This window comes from Chitinophaga silvisoli (genome assembly GCF_003412465.1).
Taxonomy (GTDB): Bacteria; Bacteroidota; Bacteroidia; order Chitinophagales; family Chitinophagaceae; genus Chitinophaga; species Chitinophaga silvisoli.
In genome coordinates this window covers 1,375,966-1,395,543 of sequence record NZ_QTJV01000001.1, presented here as the reverse complement: position 1 = coordinate 1,395,543, position 19,578 = coordinate 1,375,966, and the positions used below count along the sequence as shown (strand labels likewise).

At 45.8% G+C, this 19,578-nt stretch carries 18 protein-coding genes; 9 read left to right on the top strand and 9 right to left on the bottom strand.

The genetic code is table 11. The features are described 5' to 3' along the window. The first annotated feature begins 2 nt into the window (after positions 1-2). The 3 genes from DXN04_RS05635 (at position 3) to DXN04_RS05625 (ending at position 1,909) form a co-directional block, all read left to right on the top strand. A complete protein-coding gene (locus DXN04_RS05635) occupies positions 3-533 on the top strand; it encodes a hypothetical protein (RefSeq protein WP_116852300.1) in 531 nt (176 codons plus the stop codon). A 335-nt stretch (positions 534-868) separates the two neighbouring features. Next, positions 869-1,411 (top strand): hypothetical protein, encoded by a 543-nt coding sequence (locus DXN04_RS05630; protein WP_116852299.1) that lies wholly within the window; start codon positions 869-871, stop codon positions 1,409-1,411. A gap of 48 nt (positions 1,412-1,459) precedes the next feature. Then, positions 1,460-1,909 (top strand): SUKH-4 family immunity protein, encoded by a 450-nt coding sequence (locus DXN04_RS05625; RefSeq protein WP_116852298.1) that lies wholly within the window; start codon positions 1,460-1,462, stop codon positions 1,907-1,909. A 2-nt stretch (positions 1,910-1,911) separates the two neighbouring features. Here the strand turns inward: DXN04_RS05625 and DXN04_RS05620 are convergent, their stop codons facing one another. From DXN04_RS05620 to DXN04_RS34515, 8 genes are all read right to left on the bottom strand, one after another. After that, on the bottom strand, positions 1,912-3,015 hold the full coding sequence (locus DXN04_RS05620) for an FAD-dependent oxidoreductase (protein ID WP_116852297.1): 1,104 nt from the start codon (positions 3,013-3,015) through the stop codon (positions 1,912-1,914). A 306-nt stretch (positions 3,016-3,321) separates the two neighbouring features. Then, positions 3,322-4,362, bottom strand: a complete 1,041-nt coding sequence (gene hypE, locus DXN04_RS05615; protein WP_116852296.1) for a hydrogenase expression/formation protein HypE — start codon at positions 4,360-4,362, stop codon at positions 3,322-3,324. Next, a complete protein-coding gene (hypD, locus tag DXN04_RS05610; RefSeq protein WP_116852295.1) occupies positions 4,359-5,447 on the bottom strand; it encodes a hydrogenase formation protein HypD in 1,089 nt (362 codons plus the stop codon). The genes hypE and hypD overlap by 4 nt, the downstream gene beginning before the upstream one ends. Next, positions 5,444-5,689, bottom strand: a complete 246-nt coding sequence (locus DXN04_RS05605; RefSeq protein WP_116852294.1) for a HypC/HybG/HupF family hydrogenase formation chaperone — start codon at positions 5,687-5,689, stop codon at positions 5,444-5,446. Before DXN04_RS05605 ends, hypD begins: the two co-directional genes overlap by 4 nt. A 2-nt stretch (positions 5,690-5,691) precedes the next feature. After that, positions 5,692-7,869 carry a carbamoyltransferase HypF gene (gene hypF, locus DXN04_RS05600; RefSeq protein ID WP_158568862.1) on the bottom strand — a complete coding sequence of 726 codons (2,178 nt, stop codon included), beginning with the start codon at positions 7,867-7,869 and terminating at the stop codon, positions 5,692-5,694. Further along, positions 7,845-8,561, bottom strand: coding sequence for a hydrogenase nickel incorporation protein HypB (gene hypB, locus DXN04_RS05595; RefSeq protein ID WP_116852442.1), 717 nt, complete (start codon positions 8,559-8,561; stop codon positions 7,845-7,847). Before hypB ends, hypF begins: the two co-directional genes overlap by 25 nt. 10 nt (positions 8,562-8,571) lie before the next feature. Beyond that, entirely contained in the window at positions 8,572-8,904 is a 333-nt protein-coding gene (locus tag DXN04_RS05590; protein ID WP_116852292.1) for a hydrogenase maturation nickel metallochaperone HypA/HybF, read from the bottom strand. Then, on the bottom strand, positions 8,897-9,091 hold the full coding sequence (locus DXN04_RS34515) for a hypothetical protein (protein ID WP_147319846.1): 195 nt from the start codon (positions 9,089-9,091) through the stop codon (positions 8,897-8,899). The genes DXN04_RS05590 and DXN04_RS34515 overlap by 8 nt, the downstream gene beginning before the upstream one ends. Before the next feature lie 135 nt (positions 9,092-9,226). On the opposite strand from DXN04_RS34515, the gene DXN04_RS05585 reads away from it, so the two are divergent. Genes DXN04_RS05585 through DXN04_RS05570 form a run of 4 tightly spaced genes read left to right on the top strand, consistent with a single transcriptional unit; the run spans position 9,227 to position 13,268 of the window. After that, positions 9,227-10,339, top strand: a complete 1,113-nt coding sequence (locus DXN04_RS05585; RefSeq protein WP_147319845.1) for a hydrogenase small subunit — start codon at positions 9,227-9,229, stop codon at positions 10,337-10,339. 14 nt (positions 10,340-10,353) lie between these two features. Then, entirely contained in the window at positions 10,354-12,078 is a 1,725-nt protein-coding gene (locus DXN04_RS05580; protein WP_116852290.1) for a nickel-dependent hydrogenase large subunit, read from the top strand. 10 nt (positions 12,079-12,088) lie between these two features. Continuing rightward, positions 12,089-12,832, top strand: coding sequence for a Ni/Fe-hydrogenase, b-type cytochrome subunit (gene cybH / locus DXN04_RS05575; RefSeq protein ID WP_116852289.1), 744 nt, complete (start codon positions 12,089-12,091; stop codon positions 12,830-12,832). Continuing rightward, on the top strand, positions 12,819-13,268 hold the full coding sequence (locus DXN04_RS05570; protein WP_116852288.1) for a hydrogenase maturation protease: 450 nt from the start codon (positions 12,819-12,821) through the stop codon (positions 13,266-13,268). The genes cybH and DXN04_RS05570 overlap by 14 nt, the downstream gene beginning before the upstream one ends. A 174-nt stretch (positions 13,269-13,442) precedes the next feature. On the opposite strand, the gene DXN04_RS05565 is transcribed toward DXN04_RS05570, so the two are convergent. After that, positions 13,443-14,477, bottom strand: a complete 1,035-nt coding sequence (locus DXN04_RS05565) for a hypothetical protein (protein ID WP_147319844.1) — start codon at positions 14,475-14,477, stop codon at positions 13,443-13,445. Between the two features lie 549 nt (positions 14,478-15,026). Here DXN04_RS05565 and DXN04_RS05555 point away from each other — a divergent pair. After that, positions 15,027-18,437 carry a PA14 domain-containing protein gene (locus tag DXN04_RS05555; RefSeq protein WP_116852285.1) on the top strand — a complete coding sequence of 1,137 codons (3,411 nt, stop codon included), beginning with the start codon at positions 15,027-15,029 and terminating at the stop codon, positions 18,435-18,437. A 112-nt stretch (positions 18,438-18,549) separates the two neighbouring features. Beyond that, positions 18,550-19,578 carry an SDR family oxidoreductase gene (locus tag DXN04_RS05550; protein ID WP_116852284.1) on the top strand — a complete coding sequence of 343 codons (1,029 nt, stop codon included), beginning with the start codon at positions 18,550-18,552 and terminating at the stop codon, positions 19,576-19,578.

Below are 19,578 nucleotides of genomic sequence, written 5' to 3'. Positions count from 1 at the left end.
CTATGATGCATAGCATATTATTTTCCGGCCACATGATCGATGGCCCTGACCGGAGCCCGAACCCCAGATTTCCTGCAGCAAATGAACTGAAAGTGAAGACAGCAATACGGGATTACCTGAAGGAGATTGCCCAACCTGTCAGAGGTATTGCATCAGGTGCCTGTGGTGGTGATATTCTCTTTTTGGAAACCTGTCTTGAACTGGGTATTCCTGCGGAGATGTACCTACCTTTTGTACCTGCTATATTTAAAAAGGGATCTGTATCATTTGCGGGCAAGAACTGGGAAGAACGTTTTGATAAGTTACTTTACAAGCTGCCTGTTCATATAATAGAAACAAGCGGGGGAAATGAGAATGCCTATTACCAGGTGAATGAGTGGATGCTAAAAGAAGCTATGGTGAATGGCTATGCGCATATGACACTTATGGTGGTATGGAATGAAATAAGAAATGCAGCAAAAGGAGGCACTGCCAGCATGGTAGCAGAAGCGGAAAAGCACCAGGTGAAAGTAAAGATTATTCGTCCCTCTTAGATCAGTTTTTTCTGCACTGCCGTTTTAATGAGGATAGAGGGGACGGCGGAGGATTATGCGGTGTGGTTTGGGGCTGTGAAGGGAGGGAGAGTGTTTTTTATAAATGGGAATCCGTTTAGTTGGGTGGGGAAGTGAGATTATGTTGTTTTAAATTGAAGTTGAGCGCTCCGTTTTTAGCGGGGCGTTTTTGTTTTGAGAGGGGGATTATTTAGGGAGAAAATGAACAAAATGAACAGCGGTGTGAACAGGAGATTTGGGTAAATTCGGGAACTATGCGGAAAGAAAGGTATTCTTATCTGCACATTTTAGATCTTCTTTAATTTTTGTAAACGGAGTTGGCGATTAAAACTATTCAGCTTGCTGATGACGAGTGTTCAAAAAGTTTCATCCTGGTCATAGGTTCAATTTATATGGTTATATTTATTCCTATGGAGCAAGCAACGATATTTGAAGACAACTTTGGAGCCGATCTTATCAGGCATCGCCGCCACCTTCTTCCTGTTTGGGCAAAAATATATTGCTGGATAGCGATGATTTCAGGCCTTCTTATTTCAACAGGTATTATTTATTATATCTATTACATCCTCCAGAATTTCGGGGTGTCACTGGATTTAAATCCCCGTCGTAAATTTTATTTCTATGTTGAATACTACTATATAGTGGCGATGGGCCTGGTCATTTTTACTGTACCTTTTTTATTGTGGCTGGGGAAAAAATGGGCTATCGATGTCAATTGGATATTAAGTGCATTGTTTGTACTCCCTGTTATTCTTGTGCAGCTACGTTATCCTACTGAGACCAGTAGCACATTGCCTGTTTTTTTGTTATTGCCCATCTGGATAGCACAGTTCATGGTTCAAAAAAAGTGGAAGCGTTAAAATCCGGCTTAACTATTGCTACTTTTTAAATTCATTAAAACACCCACCATGCTTACCATTGAACAACTACAGGAACTTTATTCCACAGGTGCTCATGTATTCACAGAAAGTCACCTTGCGGATATAGCCCTGCCAGCTGAAACAAAAATATGGTTAACCGATACCGGTTTACCCGATAGCCATCAGCTTGCCCTGGACGTTCGTTTTTTGGGAGAAGCAGCCCCGGTAGTCATTCAAAACAGGAAATTCCTGCCTATTGCTTATCAATGGGAAATCGTTCATCCCATTGGCCTGGAAGAGCACACTGGTGCGGTGTACAATATTGATAATAATGAAGCAGTATATATTAATAAAGATATCCAGTCTTTCCTCACCCTGCTCTACTATTACAAACATTCTCCACAGCAACTGGAAAATTATATAAAAGAAGAAGACCCCAGTGCTATCGAAAATCAGGAGAGCTTCTGGAGTCTTGTTTTGAAAAAAATAAATTTATAACATCAGGCCTGCCCCATTATCTCCATCATACTGCTGATTGCCTCCGGACTATGTAATACCTCCGTCTGTTTCAGCGTCATCGCTGCCATTGCTGATGCCGTCTTCCTCATCTGCGCCTCATACTCCGCAATCGCCACATGTACATCATTATTCTTAGCCAGACTACGGCTCAGCTCCAGGGCATCCAACATCGCCATATTCACCCCTTCTCCAGCATATGGCGGCATCAGATGCGCCGCATCCCCCAACATCGTCACATTTGGCAATGCCTCCCAATCCTGGTCCAGGGGCATACAATACTGCGGCCTTGTAATCATTCCAGCCGTTGCATTCGCAAACAAAGTTTCATATACTGGTGCCCATCCTTTAAACTCAGTCCTGTACCAGTCCAATACATCACCTTTCAGGGCCCAATCCGCAGCAGATTTAAATCCTGCGTAGAATGACAGGGTCCCATCTCCCTTTGCACTTACAATCAGCGTCTTACTATCCCCAAAGATGAACAACTTACCCCCCTTCACCAATTTAAACATTTCAGGCACCAAATTCTCCGCATCATACACACTTCCTTCCAACACTGTCATCCCTACAAAAAAGGGCCTGATTGGGGTGATAAACGGCCTTATCTTTGAATTTGCTCCATCAGCACCCACCACTACATCCGCATAGGCAGATGTACCATTTTTAAAACGCAGTAACCAGCCCTCTCCACTTTTCTCCATCCCGGCAAACTGGCTATCCCATACCACTGTGTCCTCCGCCAGTGAGTCCAGCAGGATTTTTCGCAAGGGCCCCCGGTCTATCTCCGGTCTGCTCTCATCCTTCTCTCCTGCATGCTCATCCGCCAGGATATTCGCATCCTTGTCCATTATCCTGATCTTATCAGCTCCAGGACGATAATTGGCCATAAATGGCTCCATGAGCAGGGCTTCCTGTAATGCTGCTAAACCAGATTCCTCATGCAGGTCCAGGGTAGCACCCTGTACACGGGCATCCTTGTTTAAGTCTCTATCAAATACTGTTACCGATGGAAACCCTTTTACCTGCAAAAGGCGGGCTAATGTCAGGCCTCCGGGGCCTCCGCCTACAATGGCTATCTTCTTCATAGAATTTTCGTTTTTTGATACTACAAAGTTCAGCTACAATTTCCGGATAAAATAACCGGTTTGGGGCAAAAAATAGCTCTAAACGGTCAAAACAGGTTCTTAGTGTTCGGCTGAGGAGAAATAGCAATTATCGTTCCCTGAAGCTAACAGGGGTATAAAAAAAACAAAGGGCCCCAAAAGGCCCCGGCAAAAGCTAACAATAAAGTCAGCCGCAAAAAGCAAAACCAATTAAACAAAAACATCAGCACCATCGATAGTTGTTCCCGCCAGCATTTCGCCACAATTGTATCAGCTAAATAAACAATCTTAACAAATTCTGGGCAACTGCTCACCAGGCAGGAAATTGACTACTCTATGCCCTCCAATCCGGCTCTCCAGTACCACCTTCCCTGCATGCTCCTTTGTCACCGTACCAATGATCGCTGCCTGTTCTCCCCCCTTCATGCCTCTCAATGCGCCTAATACTGAAGGTGCTACTGAAGCACTAACGACCGCCACCATAATGCCCTCATTCGCCACATATAAAGGATCTAATCCCAACATCTCACATGCCGCCGCTACCTGTTCATTCAAAGGCAAACTCACCTCATTCATCATCACGCCTAATTTTGTTGCCTCCGTCATTTCATTCAATACTGAAGCCAATCCTCCTCTTGTCGGATCCCTCAAAAATTTTACCTGCTCACCAAAACAATCCAGCAACTTCCCCACCATCTCATGCAATGGCCGCGTATCACTACAAACCTCCGTTTCAAACTCCAGTCCCTTTCTCACACTCATGATCGCCATGCCATGGGCCGCAATCTCTCCACTCACAATCACCACATCGCCCGGCACAATCCTGTTATGATGAATTGCTGCCCGCGGATGGATATGCCCGATCCCTGATGTATTGATAAACAACTGGTCTCCCTTACCTCTCTCCACCACCTTTGTATCTCCCGTCACGATCGCCACACCAGCCGCCTGGGCGGCTGCTTTAATATGCTTCAACACTTCCCTGAAAAGAGACAATTCCAATCCTTCCTCAATAATAAATGACAATGACAGGTACCTGGCCATTGCCCCGCACATGGCCAGGTCATTGACCGTACCATTTATTGCCAGATCGCCGATATTCCCCCCCGGGAAAAACAGTGGAGACACTACATAACTATCCGTACTGAAAGCCACCTTCCCATTCAATGAAAAAGTAGCCCCATCATGCTGCTGATCCAGCCAGTCATTCTGCAATAAATCAAACACCTCTGTCTGCAACAACTGATGTGTCATCAGTCCACCACTACCATGACCTAAAGTGATGATGCCGGGAACCCCATTAACCGGTAAAGGACAATTTACATTCATACGGAACTTTTATATTGGTAATATGCGGCACATGCGCCTTCACTGCTCACCATCGGCGCTCCCAAGGGATGCTCTGGTCTGCATCTGCCTCCAAAGGCAGGGCATTGCACCGGTTTCTTATGTCCCCGCATTATATCACCACTAATACAATCAGGGTCTTCCTCTCTAACAGGTAAGTGTATATTAAATTTTAACCTTGCGTTATACTGTTTGTAAGCATCCTTCACCTCGTAACCGCTATCGGGGATAGTGCCTATGCCCCTCCACATTCTATTGCTTACATCGAACACTTCATGGATTGCCTTCATCGCCATAGCATTTCCCTCTCTTGCTACCATGCGTGCATACTGATTTTCTACCCTGTAGGTCCCTTTCTCCAGCTGGGATACCGTCATCAGGATCCCCTGCAATAAATCAGCCGGCTCGAAGCCTGTCACAACTATAGGTACTTTGTACTTCAATGCAATCGGATCATACTCCGTAGTCCCCATGATCGTACACACATGGCCTGCTGCCAGGAATCCGTCTATCACATTGTCCGGGTCACCTAAAATCGCCTCCATGGCGGGAGGTACCAATACATGCGAAGCGAGGATACTATAATTAGATACACCACGTGCCGCTGCCTGCACTACTGACAGGGCATTTGCCGGTGCGGTTGTTTCGAAACCGACTGCAAAAAATACGACTTCTTTAGTTGGATTATCAATCGCTAACTGTACTGCTTCCAGGGGAGAATACAGGATCCTGACATCCGCCCCCGCAGCCTTTGCATGCAGCAGGCTCTGTGATGATCCCGGCACCCGCAGCATATCACCAAATGAACAAAAGATCACATCCGGCTGCTGCGCCAGCCACAAAGCTTCGTCCAGCACACTTACACTCGTCACGCATACCGGACAACCGGGACCATGCACCATGTTAATCTGCGGTGGCAGCATATCCAGCAGGCCATTCTTCACCAAACTATGTGTTTGTCCTCCGCAAATTTCCATCAGGGTCCAGGGCCGTGTCGTGACACGGTACAATTCATGCAGATATTTTTTTACCAGCTGTGGATCGCGGTATTCACTGATGTATTTCATAACAGTTCCTCCAGATCACCCATTTGTTCAAGGTACGAGAAGATTTGTTTCGCCTCCTCCTCATTCACTATGCCTATCGCCACGCCTACATGCACCAGCACATAATCGCCCAGTGCTGCTTCCGGCACCATACACAAACTCACTTCTCTTGTAATGCCGCTGAAGGAGACCTTGCCCTTTCTGAACAATACATCTTCTCCTTCATGGATGGCAATGACTTTTCCTGGTATAGCCAGACACATAATTAATCGTTTTGTATACTAAAGCAAGCCAGTTGACCAGCTGCAATACATTCATCATTCGGGCTCAGCATTCTGTGGAAGTGTCCCTGCATCATGCCTGCCAGCAATGGGCTCTGAAATACGCCGCCACTAAATGCTACCTTTTCTGTCTTAAAGTGGAGCTTCAATTTAGTCACCAGGTGAGCGAGTGAATAATATACCTTGTAAGCGATTTCCCGTTTATCCATTCCTCTTTCCACATCAGCAATTACACCCAGGATCAGGGGTTTCCACATGATCACATCCCCGTGGATTGGCATATCGTAATAAGTATGTGTGACTATATCACCAATACCTGCTTCCATCTTCATCACGGCTTCCCCTTCGTAAGTATTGAAGCCTGCTACTCCCAGTATGGCTGCCACACCATCCAGCAGGCGCCCCATACTACTTGTCTTCAGTGGGATATGCCCGTGTAGCAACTGATGATAATACCGCCATTCCTGGTCATTAAAATAATGCCTGATTATGCCGTGCCGCCCGGGGAAGTTTTGCAATAAAGCCAATGCCGACAACCGTGGTTCTTTGTTCATTTTGTCTCCCATTAACTGAGGAAAATAATCAAGGTGTGCCACCCGCTTCATCTGACCTTCTTTATATACAAAAACTTCCCCACCCCAAATCTGTTCATCTTCACCATAACCGGCACCATCCCATATAATGCCCAACACAGGATGCCGTTGCTGTAACAGGTTATTTTCTGCCAGTACAGCTCCAAAATGCGCTTTGTGATGCTGTATAGTCGTCAGTGTAGCGCCGGATAGCTTGGCCATTTGTTTTCCCAGTTTGGAAACGAAATAGCCTGGGTGCATATCCGTCAGGATTTGTACTGGTCGTTTATGTAATAGTTGTAATAAATTCTTTAAGGTGTCTTCGAATCGTTCTTCGGTTTCCAGGGTACCGTGGCTGCCCAGGTATTGGCTTACCAGCCAGTAGTCTTCGCCTGTCAGTGCAAATGTGCTCTTCAATTCCGCACCCATGGCCAATACGCCATCTCTGCTATGCTTATGGAGATAGACAGGTGCTAATCCCCGGCCACCTCTTAAGATAATGCGTCTTCCTTTCGATGTAAAACAGATGACACTATCATCCTGTGGAAAGATGATTTCCCTGTCGAAGCTCACTACCAGGTCGGCAATACCTACTGCATCTTCATCTTTATAAATAATAGGCACACCATTCCCATTAGCACTTGTGCAAATTAATGGTCCTCCATACTTCGATGAAATGAGTTGTAATAAAGGTGAATAAGGCAATAATACACCTAATCTGTCAAGTCCCGGCGCTAAGCCTTCAGCAGGCTTTTTCAGTTTACATAACACTACTGGTGCAACAGGGCCTAATAATTCCAGCGACTCCTGCGCAGTGAGGTATACATCTTCTGCAGCCTGTTCAAGCGTTGGATATAATACTGCAAAAGGTTTCTGTGGTCTGTTTTTCTTTGCACGCATAGCCGACGATTGCGACACATCGCACAATAACAGGTAGCCACCTATTCCTTTCACCGCCACGATGCCTCCTTTACGCAAACAATCGTCTACTTCCTGCAAGGATGGGCCATACACCGGCACACCGCACTCAGGGCAGGAATTCGTTTCACTATGGAAACGCCTGTCGGCACTATCCAGGTATTCCTCATAACATTCGGGGCACTGCTGTAAGTGCGACATACTGGTATGCTCACGCTCATAAGGCAATGCACGCATAATAGAATACCGTGGCCCACAATTCGTACAGGTAGTAAAAGCATACTGATAACGCCGGTTGGAACTATTTGTAATTTCCTTCCTGCAGGTATCGCAAAGCGCGATATCCGGCGTGAGTAAAAGGCTGGTCGCTGAAGCAGCAGTACCAGGTAAAATCGTGAAGGAGGTAAAGGGAAACAATGGCGCTGGTCGCATATGGTGATGGGTAATCAGGGCATGTACGGGAGGTTGCGAAATAATAGTGTTATAAAATTGAGCTGCTTCTCCTGCCGAGGCGTTAAATGCAATATGGACCCCATCCGGACTATTGCTTACCGCACCCAGTATATGCAGGTCTTTTGCTACCCGGGCCACGAATGGTCGGAAGCCAACTCCCTGTACACGACCGCTGATATGGATATGATACGAGTTCACGATTTTTTTGATTCCAGCCATTGATACCATTTATCCAGTCCCTCTCCTGAAGTACAACTTAGCGTAATAACTTCCAGTTTTGGATTAATCCGCTTTGCATTCGCAATTGCCTTGTCAAGAGAAAAAGGGACATAGGGCAATAAATCTATTTTGTTTATGATGCATAGATGAGAGGTGTGGAACATGTCCGGATATTTCAACGGTTTGTCATCTCCCTCGGTCACACTCATCACTACAACTCTTTGTTTCTCTCCCAGATCGAACATTGCAGGGCAAACCAGGTTGCCTACATTCTCTATGAACAATATGCCATTTTCGTGTGGATGCATTCCCTGCAAGGCGTGCATCACCATATGAGCATCCAGGTGACAGCCTTTTCCTGTATTGATCTGAACTACTTTTGTACCAGTGGCATGTATCCGGTCAGCATCACGGGTAGTCTGTTGATCCCCTTCAATTACGCTGAAATTCACCGCTTCCTTCAGGTCTGTTAATGTCCTTTCTAATAATGTCGTTTTCCCTGAACCCGGTGAGCTGACCAGATTGATCGCGAGAATATTCTTTGCATCGAAAAAACCACGATTCCTTGCCGCTAATAAATTATTCTCATATAAAACATCTTTCTCTACAGCTATATGTTTCTCATTGTGATCATGAGTATGAGTATGAGAATGTGTATGAGTATGTGTATCGCATCCACAAGTAGCGCACATAACTTTCAATTTAAAAAATGATCAATGAACGTACCTTCAACTCCTTGCCCTTCGTAATATGTAACAGGTGGCTTCCGCACCTGGTACAGGCATCATAGACTTCTGCAATGGTAAATTCTTCTCCACATTCCAGGCACACAGCCCTCCCTTCTATCCGGTTTATGTCCAGCGTAGCTTTTTCGAGTAAGGTACCTTTGACGGCCTGTTTCCATGCCATATCAAAAGCAAACATCTCGATCGTCGTGAGGCAACCAAGATCCAGTGTTACCTCTTTGACGGGAGCTCCGTTTGCATATTCCGTGACTACATCAATGATGCCCATTACTATGGACAATTCATGCATTCCGGGTTCTCCTCTTTGCTCTTATTACCAATCCGATAGTCAGCATTATCACCGGCCATGTAAACATAGCATGGTTCCATTCGGTAAAGTAGTGGATGATTGTAAAGCCTTCGGTCGTTCCATGACCGGGATGTGCCGATGCCATCAAAGGCAATAAGATGATTGAGAGTATTAGTGATCTTTTCATTGGGCTCGTTTTGTACCCTCAAAGTAAAGATTGAATTGCCGCAAAAATGGTAACAAGGATCAGCCGTTTTTCTGATGGTTATCATCTCCGGCCCCTGCCGTTTGCAGTAACTTCAATGACGATAAACATATGCTCATGAGCCAGCCTTTAACGTATTACGACGAAATGAAAAACAAGGGCTACAGCCGGCGTGACTTCGTGAAATTTGCCACTATGATGGCAGCTTTCATGGGGTTGGAACGGTCTGCAGTCGGCCAGATTGCAAAGTCGATGGCCAGTAAGCCCAGGATCCCGGTGATCTGGTTGCATTTCCAGGAATGTACCTGTTGCAGCGAAAGCTTTATCCGGTCCTCACATCCTATAGTAGCCGATATCCTGCTTGACCAGATATCGCTGGATTACACGGAAACCCTGATGGCTGCGTCCGGTTTCCAGGCCGAGGAAGCCATGCAGCACACCATGAATAAATATAAAGGAGAATACATCCTTTGTGTGGAAGGTAGTGTGCCTGTGGAAGCCGATGGTGTTTACTGCATGATTGGTGGTAAAACCTCCATGCAGATCCTGGAGGAAGCCGCGGCTGGTGCCAAGGCAGTCATTGCCTGGGGCAGTTGTGCATGTAATGGTTGTGTGCAGGCGGCCAAGCCCAATCCAACTGCTGCCACGCCTATTCACAAGCTCGTGAAGGGTAAACCTATTATTAAGGTACCTGGTTGTCCGCCAATCGGCGAAGTGATGGCTGGTGTCATCGTACACCTGGTCACTTTTGACCGTATACCGCAACTGGATGCTTTGGGCAGACCAAAAGCTTTCTATAGCAAACGTGTGCATGATACCTGTTATCGCAGACCATTCTTCGATGCAGGCTTATATGTTGAAAGCTTTGATGATGAAAATGCGAAAAAAGGATATTGTTTATATAAGGTAGGATGTAAAGGTCCGGTGACTTATAATGCCTGTGGTGTCACGAAATGGAACGGGGGTACCAGCTTCCCTATCCAGTCCGGCCATGGATGCATAGGATGTAGTGAAGAAAACTATTGGGACAACGGACGCTTGTATGAGCGTGCTTCTGCATTTGCAGGATTTGGGATTGAAGCCACTGCCGATGTGGTAGGTGGCATTGCCCTTGCAGCGACCGGTGCCGGGGTATTGGGCCATGCTGTAATGACCAATATCCGCAAGAAGGATAACATCCATATGCTGGAAGATGAAGGCAAAAAAGAAGAAAAAGAATTGGATCACTGAGAAATTCCACCATTATGAGTAAAAGAATTGTCGTAGATCCTGTCACAAGGATTGAAGGACACCTACGTATTGAAGCAGAAATAGAAAATGGCAAAATAAAAGATGCTTACAGTAGCGGTACTATGGTCCGCCTGCTGGAAGAAATACTCCGGAACCGTGATCCCCGCGATGCATGGGCTATTGTAGGCCGTGTGTGCGGGGTGTGTACTTCGGTACATTCACTTACTTCGGTAAGATCCGTAGAAGACGCTTTGAATATCACCATCCCGCCCAACGCTGAACTGGTACGCAATATTATGTATTGCACGTCTTTTATGCATGATCACGTTGTCCATTTCTATCATCTCCATGCCATGGACTGGATAGATGTTGTGAACGCCCTGAAGGCAGATCCACAAAAGACATCCGCTCTTGCGCAGAAAATATCCAAATGGCCGAAGAGCTCTCCGGGTTACTTCAGTGACTTGCAGGCAAGGATCAGGAAACTTGTAGACAGCGGCCAGTTGGGTATTTTCTCCAATGGATACTGGGGTCACCCTGCTTATAAGCTTCCCCCGGAAGTAAACCTGATCGGCCTGGCCCATTATCTCGAAGCACTGGAATGGCAGAAAGAAGTAGTGAAAGTACAGGCCGTATTCGGTGGTAAAAATCCACACCCTAATTACCTGGTGGGGGGTATGGCCTGCGCTATCGGTATCGATGATGTAAGCGGTATCAATGCAGAGCGATTGTCTTTAGTGAAAAGCATCCTGGAGGAGGCGAAAACTTTCATTGAACAGGTCTACATTCCTGACCTGATGACCATTGCTTCTTATTACAAAGAATGGGGTAGTATTGGCGGCGGCCTGGGCAACTTTATGGTATATGGTGATCTGCCCTGGAACGGGTATCGGGATGCCTCTTCCTACAAGTTTCCTCCTGGTGTGATCCTGAACAAAGACCTGAGCAAACTCTACGAGGTTGACTTAAGGAACGATGGCGATGTACAGGAATTCATTACCCATAGCTGGTATGAATATAAGGGGGGAAAAGATATTGGTTTACATCCATGGAAAGGAGAAAGCAAAATTAAATACACTGGTCCGAAGCCACCGTTTGAACACCTGGATATGTCTCAGGCTTACAGCTACCTGAAAACACCGCGCTGGCAGGGACATGCTATGGAAGTAGGTCCGCTGGCACGTGTGCTGGTAGGCTATGCCAGAGGCCGTGAAGAGTTTAAGGATGTTGTGGACAGGGCGTTGAAGACTTTAGACATTCCAGCATCTGCTTTGATTTCTACATTAGGTCGTACTGCAGCGAGAGGTTTTGAAGCATCGCTGGTATCTCAGTGGGCACTGGATTTCTACTATCAACTGGTAGATAATATCAAAAAAGGAGATACCCGTATGGCGAACATGGACATGTTCAACCCTGATACCTGGCCTAAGAAAGCCATTGGTGTAGGACATGCCGAAGCACCACGTGGTGCGCTCGCACACTGGATCAACATTGAAGATAAAAAGATCTCCAACTACCAGCTTGTAGTACCTACCACCTGGAATGCATCTCCACGCGACAGTAAAGGGCAGTTGTCTGCATATGAATCTGCACTGCTGGGCACACCGGTAGCAGATGAAAAACAACCGCTGGAGATACTGCGTACCGTGCATTCATTTGATCCATGCCTGGCATGTGCTGTGCACCTGTATGATGAACATGGTAATCATATTAACAGGGTGAGTGTATTAGAAGCATAAATGCGAACTTATGGCTAAGAAATATGTCCATATACACCGGCTCAGACGTGTGTATACATGGGAATTGCCGGTACGCCTGTACCATTGGCTCAATGCATTGGTAATGGTGGCGCTTATTGTCACCGGCTTTTACATTTCCAATCCATTGGTGATCAGTAGTCACCAGGAGGCATCGAACCGCTTTGTAATGGGATGGATGAGAGCCATCCATTTTATTGCAGCGTATATTTTCTTCTTCAATTTTATTTTCCGTTTATACTGGGGCTTTGTAGGTAATAAGTATGCTAACTGGAAGCAGTTTATCCCGACAGGGAAATTCTTCTTTAAAGAGATCTGGCAGGTGTTGAAGATCGACATCTTACAACTCAAGGGGAAGGAACACCTGAGTGTGGGGCATAATGCACTGGCTGGTTTTATTTACTTTTTTACCTTTATTGCTTTTGGGATTCAATCACTGACAGGGTTTGGGTTGTATGCATCTATGAGTAACTGGTGGTTGCCTAAATTGTTTTCCTGGGTACCTGCAATTTTGGGTGGGGATATTATGGTAAGACAGGTACATCACTGGACCATGTGGTTTTTCATATTGTTCGTAGTGATCCATGTATACCTGGTATTCTATCATGACTATGTGGAAGGGCGTGGTGAAACAAGTAGTATGGTAGGTGGATGGAAATTTATTGAAGAGGAAGCATTTCAGAAAGATCAACAAACGGCTCCTGACAGAAGGGTGTTAACAGATGAGAAAAAGTAAAACATTATTATTAGGAGTTGGGAATTATCTCATGGGAGATGAAGGCATCGGTGTGCATGTGGCGCAGCGCTTAGAGACTTCGCAGGAGATACCGGGAATTGATGTGGTGGATGGGGGAACAGGAGGTTTTCATTTGCTGGAGTTTTTTGAGCAGTATGAAAAGGTGATATTGGTAGATGCCACGCTGGACGGAAAGACACCGGGAACGATCAGGTGTATCAAGCCGAAGTATGCCAGTGATTTTCCACCGGAGATCAGTGCACATGATATTGGGTTGAAGGACCTGGTGAGTGCTTTGCAGTTGTTGGACAGGATGCCGGAGTTGTATTTATTTGTAGTAAGTATTGAGAGTATACAACAGCAGGGGATGGAATTGACGGAGGAGATTGAGGAGAGTATACCTTCGTTATTAGAGGAGATAAGAAGTGTTGTTTAGTAGAAAGCCGGTCGGATTTTTGACCGGCTTTTTTGCAATGTAGTCATTATCCATAGTTGAAGGACTGCAAATATGATGATGGCTGTGATGTCGATTAGGAAGAAATGGTACCAGTAGCATTGAGGATTGAAGTTGCGCAATACGGGACCGCTGTATTAATATAAGCAATTCTTCTTATTTCCTATCCAGGCGGGCCTTCAATTCCGCCACTTCCTGCTGCAGTTTCACATTTGCCTTGTGTTCCTCGATCAAATACAGGGTTAATTCTTCGATCTTCTGCATTTGCAATTTCTGCATTTCTGCCACATCCAGTCCTTTCGTCTCAATCTCCTGAGCAGAAGGAATATCCGGCAATTTATGATTTGTATGGATATGTTCCTCCACAGCCGCCAGTGCAGGAAGTTTATAATCTGGCTGGAATACATAGTCTGCCCAGCCTGCCTGCGTAATTGTCAGTTTCTTTGCACCAATTGTGCCGGCTACCGCCAGTTTAAAAGCACCAGCAGTTTTGACACCAATCATTAAATTACCACCTGAATCCAGTCGCATTTTTTCCGTACCATTATTTGTCAGGAACGTGAGGTAACCACCAGTTATCTGTCCCCTGTTAAAGATAACCCCACAGTTCAGGGATCCCCCATACTTGCTGATCAAACCAAACATGGGTATATTATATGTATTGGCCTTATATGCTTTCACGCCAAGGAAGGTTCCATCTCCACTTGAATTTCCATCGGGTAATCTTCCCAATATTGAAGTAACGGTATCAGTGTTTGTGTTGGCTACATCTAAGGGTGCCCGGGGTGTCGTTGTATTTATACCCAATTTTGCACCGGTAGTTAAAGTGCTGTCAACCATTGATATAGTTCCTGCAAAAGCATTTTTATAAGGAACACTGGTCACTACAGTCGCTTCGGGAATCAATGTTGAATCCACAACTGACCAGCCGGTATAATATGCAGCTGAATCCTTCGATAAGGATTTTGCAAAAGCACGGATATGGAAGCGCAGATAATATGACTTATAATTCAGGAAAATGGAGACCTTACCGTTCTCATTTGCAATCGTTACAGGCGGAGCCAATACACCTCCGGAAGACACGAATGCACTGTAAAAATTATCAGAAATCACATACCAGGTCAGTTTCAGGTCCACAGGACCACCTTTACCATAATTATAGTCAAACCCCTCTATCATGATAGTGGGCATCGCTGCGCTATTTTGGAAAGGGAGGTTCGTTTTAATCTTTATGCCGTTAGTTAGTTGGGTATTTAAACTTACAGAAAGAACGTCATCAAAATTCTGTGCCCGGGAAGACAATGCAAATGAGCATACAAAGGCCAAAATCAAAAAAATTAATTTCATAGTAGGGATTTAATATTTATAAGAAGAATGGGTTTACATTCATGACAATCATCCAGGTCGTTTACGATCTATTGCAATCGCAACAAATTTATCAATAAAATGCCAAGTACCAAATACAATAATCAATGATTGTGTATCAATTTCATTTTTCTTTTAAAAACCGCCAAATACCCGGAGAGTCACCTACATAACTCTCGGGGTATTGGGGAAGTGCCTGCGGCCGGCTGAATTAATTCAAATTGATACACTACCAAATCAATGTCTTGCAAATTTCCCTAACATAACATATCTTAGGTTTGTGCTGTAAAAGAAAATAACCCAATTCCACGATCTACCCATTATTCCACACCATGAATCCAAGTACTCTTGTTTCCAATAAAAACCCGTTCCATTATGAAAACACATTACCTACTCCCCCTGGTAATTCTGCTATCCGTACTTTCTACACAGGCACAACGTAAACCGCCCCGTGTAGCCGGAAGTCCGTTCACGCTATCTGCTGTACCCGATAGCCTCTTTATCACCTCAGAAAACATGTCCAACTCTGAGAAAGTGGCGTTGCAAACCCTACAGGGTGTCATTGCCCAGACGAAACCTGAAATACTGAGGGACACGTATGGGCACCGGGCCCTCGTGGAAAACGCCGGTATCAAGACAAATACCACTTACTACAACAACTTCCCCGGTTTGCTGGCACATTATGCCAATCGCCTTGCCGGTTACATCCTTTGCAATCCCAAAGACAAATCAACGAATGCAGCCATCTCACTGGCCGGTGTGATGAATGCAGTGGCTATTCCGACAGACATTGAGCAGGAAGCTATCAGCGCCGGGCTCACAAAATTACTGGATGTCACCAGCCATGACGAGGCCTGGGTGCTTGCCAATTATGGCAGTCTTTTCAGCAGGAACGTGGCTACTTACCAGCAAAGTTCTGATGACAGGGTCTATTTTATGGGTGACTTCTCCAGTTATAGCAAAGCCTTCCAGTTCTGGTCAGATACCGTGAATGGTGTACTGGCTAACAGCGTGTATAATCGTATGAACAAAGGTGCTGCTTACTTTGGCTGGGGACCATCCGAGTACAATACAGTAGAGCAATTGTCCCTGCACTCTTCCCTGATCCTGCCGTCTGACTGGGCACCGAATATGTCTGCCCTGTCACAGATTCCGCCCAAGAAAGATGGTTTTCAACAAAAGCCGGCGATCAAACCTTATGAAGTAGTACCGAATGTGCATACTGTATGTTTTGTGATCACGGATGGCGATAACCTGCAATGGCTGCTGGGTACTTCAGATAATACCGGTAACTGGGCCAATCCTAACCGGGGTCACGTGAATCTTGGCTGGACTATTTCACCTTCCTTGTCTGAAGCTGCTCCGCTTATGTACGAGAAATATGTAGACAATTGTCTGACCACACCTGATGGCCGTAATGTACTCATCGCCGGGCCTTCAGGCAGGGGCTATTTCTTTCCCGGCCGCATGCCGGATGCTGACCTCACAACAGAATGTAACCTGCTCAATAAGTATATGAAGCAGGCGGATCTCCGTATTGTAAACATCATTGATGCCGATGATAGCGACAACGATCCTGCACCTTACCTGAAGCAGGATAATATAGATGCACTTTTCTATTACAGCTATGGAGCCAATTATACCGGCAGGGCCGGGCAGATTGACTGGTATAAGGATAAACCGTCTATTGGGGGCCGGTATACATTATGGGGTACCTTGTCCTCCCCTGCTTCGCTGGCCAATACGCTGAATGCTGCATCCACAAATATCAACTCACAGGATGGATACAGCCTGATTTCCGTGCATGTATGGGACAGGAGTGTCGACGATGTAATTGATTGTATCAACCGGCTGAATAGTAATGTTCGTGTGGTAGCTCCTGATGAATTTGTATGGCTGATCCGCAAGAATATCAAAGGTCTTAACGCAGGACAGGGCAATGGCCTGCGTGCGGACTTTTATAGCGGGTATCACCAGGATACCCTGAAGTATACCTTGTTCAACCAGCGCATCGATGCAGACTGGGCGGATCTTTCGCCTAACAGTCAGTACCTGGGTTATAACAATTTCTCAGTAAAATGGTCAGGGCAGATCCAGCCATTATATTCTGAGACATATACTTTTTCCTGTTATGCAGATGACGGTGTGAAGCTCATTGTCAACGGGCAGACCCTCATCGATGATTATGAAACACAGGGCGCTTATACCCGCACGGGAACTATTGCACTTACCGCCGGACAGAAATACAATATTGAATTACAATATGGCGAAGGTATGGGTGATGCGTTCTGTCATCTTTCCTGGGAAAGTGCTTCACAATCCAGGCAGATTGTGCCTGCGGCTCAATTATTCAGCAGGCCCGATACCAGCTCCGGACCGGTTACTTTGTACCAGGATGTGAATTATGGTGGTTTCCATGCGGGGTTCAATATAGGTGCATATAAACTGCCTGGTCTGAACCTGAAGGGAATTAATAACGATGAAGTTACTTCTGTGAAAATTGCCAAAGGTTATCAGGCCGTCATTTACTGGAATGACGACTTTGGTGGCGATAGTCTGGTGCTGACCCGGGATACCAGTTTCCTGAACAGCTGGAATGATAAACTGAGTTCATTACGGGTACGAGCCAACGGTGTGACAACACTGGCAGGGTCTTATACAATGAGAAATGTAAAGAGCAATTATTACATGGATGTACGTGGTGGCCTGGGTGGTGTGGGCAATGGTGCCAGTCTGCAATTATGGACTCCGACGGGTGCTGCGAACCAGACATTTACCCTGAAGCATATTGGAGATGGTATTTATTCCATCACGGCTTATCATAGTGCCAGGGTGCTGGATGTAGCTAATTCCAGTACGGCGGACAATGCATATATCTGGCAATATGCGGACCAACATGCCAGCAACCAGCAATTCATAGCAGTGGCAGCGGATAGTGGTTATTATAAGTTTATCAATGTGCTGAGTGGAAAGGTGATCTCTACAGAAAATGAAAGCACTGCTGCAGAAGCCAGGCTGGTGCAAAGAACGGATACGGGGCAGTCATCATCCAGGTGGCAATTGTACAAAGGTGTAAGTGTTGGAAATGGGAATGGCCTGACGGGTAATTATTATAACGGGATGAACTTTGATACGCTGAAGTTATCCAGGATTGATCCGAATATTAACTTTGACTGGGGAGAGGGTGCGCCTGCTCCTGGACTTACAATAGATCACACATCTATTCGCTGGACAGGTAAAATTGAGCCGCGTTATTCAGGTACTTATACTTTCTATATTACAAGTGATAATGGCAGGCGGCTGTGGATAAATAACCAGCTGGTGATAGATAAGTGGATGAATGACTGGGATATTGAATACAGTGGTACTATTGCATTGACGGCTGGTCAGCAGTACGATTTTAAGATGGAATATTTTGAAGATTATGGTGGTGCAAATGCAAAGCTGTCATGGTCCAGTGATTCACAGGTAAAGGAGATTATTCCTACAAATCAGTTGTATGCAAGCGCGTTTAGTAATACTACGCTTGCGGCCAGTAAACAGGTGACGACGGCTGCTACAAAGGTGGTCATTTATCCGAACCCGACTTCGAATGATGTGCATTTGCAATTTAATGCGCAACAGGCAAGGGTGACAATATTTGATTTATTGGGCAGGCAGGTGATGCCGGCAAGAGTGGTACGGCCTGGTGAGACACTAAATATATCTGCATTGCCGCAGGGGGCTTATTTGATTAATATTGAGGCGAACGGGGTGCGGACGACGAAGACGATAGTGAAAAAGTAATAACTTCTAATAAAAGGGGCGGGTCGATGAGCCTGCCCCTTAATTTTTCAAAAATGACTTTTTAACAAAGTCGCCTACCCTGTTTCCGCTGACCTTTGTATTTAAAAAAAGGATGCAACAGGTACTTGTCACCGGCGGCACAGGATTCGTAGCCAGTCATTGTATGCTTCAACTATTACAGCAGGGTTATGCTGTGAAAACCACCATTCGTACACCCGATAAGAAAGATAAGGTGCTGGATATGCTCCGAACCGGAGGTATCAGCGATTTACAGCATATTCGGTTTATCACTGCCGACCTTACATCCGATCAGCACTGGGCAGATGCAGTAGCGGATTGTGAATATGTGCTGCATGTAGCGTCTCCTATTTATTTGAGGGTACCTAAGGATCCGGAGGAAATGATCCGGCCGGCGGTAGATGGGACACTTCGTGTGTTAAAGGCTGCAAGAGATGCGGGTGTGAAAAGAGTGGTGATGACCAGTAATTTCGGTGCGGTAGGGTATAGTCATAGGGATCCTGCCACATTAATTACGGAAAAGGATTACACAGATCCGAATGAGAAAGGGCTCTCTGCATATAATAAATCGAAGGTCATGTCAGAAAGGGCAGCCTGGCAGTTCATACGTGAGCAGGGCAATGGTCTTGAGTTCTGTACGGTAAATCCGATGGGGATTTTTGGACCTTCGTTGGGTCCTGATTTGTCCAGTGGCTTTGAATTGTTACGCAATATGATGAATGGGGGAATGAAGGCGATTCCAAACCTGGATCTTGGGATTGTGGATGTAAGGGATGTAGCGGATTTGCACATCAGGGCAATGCTTAGTCCGAAGGCGAATGGAGAGCGATTTCTGGCGCTGGCGGGTGGTACGATGAGTCTCATGCAGATAGCGGGGTTGATTAAGGAGAAGATGCCGGCGATTGGCGGCCAAATATCCACAAAGCCATTGGCGGACTGGAAGGTAAGGCTGGCGGCGTTTTTAGGAAATCAAAAGGCGAAGGCGCTGGCACCGATGCTGGGAGTGAACAGGAAGGCGAGTAATCAAAAAGCGATTTCGGTATTGGGATGGAAGCCACGGAGTAATGAGATAGCGATATTAGCATCGGCAGAAAGTTTGATTAAGTACGGAGCGATTAAGTAA

Bases quoted from the DNA above. Each gene is read 5' to 3' on its own strand.
- DXN04_RS05635 (WP_116852300.1), top strand. From the start codon at position 3: ATGATGCATAGCATATTATTTTCCGGCCACATGATCGATGGCCCTGAC.
- DXN04_RS05625 (WP_116852298.1), top strand. From the start codon at position 1,460: ATGCTTACCATTGAACAACTACAGGAACTTTATTCCACAGGTGCTCAT.
- DXN04_RS05620 (WP_116852297.1), bottom strand. From the start codon at position 3,015: ATGAAGAAGATAGCCATTGTAGGCGGAGGCCCCGGAGGCCTGACATTA.
- hypE (WP_116852296.1), bottom strand. From the start codon at position 4,362: ATGAATGTAAATTGTCCTTTACCGGTTAATGGGGTTCCCGGCATCATC.
- hypD (WP_116852295.1), bottom strand. From the start codon at position 5,447: ATGAAATACATCAGTGAATACCGCGATCCACAGCTGGTAAAAAAATAT.
- DXN04_RS05605 (WP_116852294.1), bottom strand. From the start codon at position 5,689: ATGTGTCTGGCTATACCAGGAAAAGTCATTGCCATCCATGAAGGAGAA.
- hypF (WP_158568862.1), bottom strand. From the start codon at position 7,869: ATGGCTGGAATCAAAAAAATCGTGAACTCGTATCATATCCATATCAGC.
- hypB (WP_116852442.1), bottom strand. From the start codon at position 8,561: ATGTGCGCTACTTGTGGATGCGATACACATACTCATACACATTCTCAT.
- DXN04_RS05590 (WP_116852292.1), bottom strand. From the start codon at position 8,904: ATGCATGAATTGTCCATAGTAATGGGCATCATTGATGTAGTCACGGAA.
- DXN04_RS34515 (WP_147319846.1), bottom strand. From the start codon at position 9,091: ATGAAAAGATCACTAATACTCTCAATCATCTTATTGCCTTTGATGGCA.
- DXN04_RS05585 (WP_147319845.1), top strand. From the start codon at position 9,227: ATGAGCCAGCCTTTAACGTATTACGACGAAATGAAAAACAAGGGCTAC.
- DXN04_RS05580 (WP_116852290.1), top strand. From the start codon at position 10,354: ATGAGTAAAAGAATTGTCGTAGATCCTGTCACAAGGATTGAAGGACAC.
- cybH (WP_116852289.1), top strand. From the start codon at position 12,089: ATGGCTAAGAAATATGTCCATATACACCGGCTCAGACGTGTGTATACA.
- DXN04_RS05570 (WP_116852288.1), top strand. From the start codon at position 12,819: ATGAGAAAAAGTAAAACATTATTATTAGGAGTTGGGAATTATCTCATG.
- DXN04_RS05565 (WP_147319844.1), bottom strand. From the start codon at position 14,477: ATGCCCACTATCATGATAGAGGGGTTTGACTATAATTATGGTAAAGGT.
- DXN04_RS05555 (WP_116852285.1), top strand. From the start codon at position 15,027: ATGAAAACACATTACCTACTCCCCCTGGTAATTCTGCTATCCGTACTT.
- DXN04_RS05550 (WP_116852284.1), top strand. From the start codon at position 18,550: ATGCAACAGGTACTTGTCACCGGCGGCACAGGATTCGTAGCCAGTCAT.